The sequence below is a fragment of the Microcoleus sp. S13_B4 genome (genome assembly GCF_036700885.1).
Taxonomy (GTDB): domain Bacteria; phylum Cyanobacteriota; class Cyanobacteriia; order Cyanobacteriales; family Microcoleaceae; genus Microcoleus.
On record NZ_JAUBPU010000153.1, the window covers coordinates 1 to 1,272 of the forward strand.

1 protein-coding gene is annotated in these 1,272 nt (G+C 39.2%); it reads left to right on the top strand.

Translation table 11 applies throughout. The features are described from left to right. Positions 1-108 precede the first annotated feature (108 nt). Positions 109-1,251, top strand: coding sequence for an IS4 family transposase (locus QT994_RS27670; protein WP_333180340.1), 1,143 nt, complete (start codon positions 109-111; stop codon positions 1,249-1,251). Positions 1,252-1,272: the final 21 nt, after the last annotated feature.

A 1,272-nucleotide genomic window follows, 5' to 3' on the forward strand; every position in this document is an offset into this window, starting at 1 on the left:
CTGACGGGGTGACAACAAGAGTCAAAAGCCCCACCAGTAGCGGATTTGCCCAAAGTGAGGTAAAAAAAGATGGGGTCGAAATTGTTAAGTGTCCCCATCTAGATAATTATGTTTCCTCAATTTTACCAGAACCATCTAGAAAAACAACTCAAACCGGCAGAATACCAGACCCTGAAGGCTCTGGTATATATGTTACAGAGTCACAGACAAGTTAGTATTGAATTACTGGCTTCTTTCTGGCCTTATCCGATTCAATTTGAAAGTCGGAGGCGTAGCCTGCAAAGATTTCTGAAATTAGACTGCCTCAACATAGAAAGCCTGTGGTTTCCACTTGTTAAAGAAATTTTAAAAGCTAAATTTAACAAATCTCAACCTTTGAAACTCGCGATCGATAGAACGCAGTGGCGATCGCATAATGTATTTATGGTCAGTGTGATTTGGGAAAAACGAAGTATTCCCTTATACTGGCGACTGCTAGACAAGAGAGGATGTAGTAACCTTTGTGAACAAAAAGCTCTAATCACTCCTGTTTTAGAGTTACTATCAGATTATAAACTTATCGTGTTGGGCGATCGGGAATTTGGTAGCGTCAACCTCGCATCTTGGCTCTGTCAAAGACAAGTAAAGTTTATTTTTAGAGTTAAACAAGGGCGCTATATCCAAGAGGAGAACTCGGATTACATCCGCTTGGCTGACATGGGTTTAGTACCGGGAACCAGCTTTTATTTATCAGATGTAAAATTCACAAAACAAAAAGGATTTGGGACTTTTGATATTGCGGGTTATTGGCGACGTAAATATCGGGGAAAACAGGAGGATGAAGGTTGGTATCTTTTGACTAATGTCGGCAATTTAAAGCAATCAATCAATATTTTTCAAAGTCGGAGTGGGATTGAGGCGATGTTTAAAGACTGTAAAACAGGTGGTTATAATTTAGAAAAAAGCCATGCTAATAATCAGCGTTTAAGCAGTTTGATATTATTAATAGCGATGGCCTACAGTTGTGCAGTGATGCAAGGTCAAAAAATCAAGACAATGGGAATCCAAAAATATGTGGGTAGGTTAACTGAATATGGGCGCTCAATACGTCGCCATAGTAGTTTTTGGATAGGATTATATGGTCAATGTTGGGTAATTGGCATGGAATTTTGTCAAGATATTATTAGTGAATTAATGAGAATCAGGCGTAATAAACTACCATTCTTTCAGAGGGGTCTAAGGGCTATGTCCTTCATTCTATCAATGTTTTGACTCTTGTTGTCACCCCGTCAG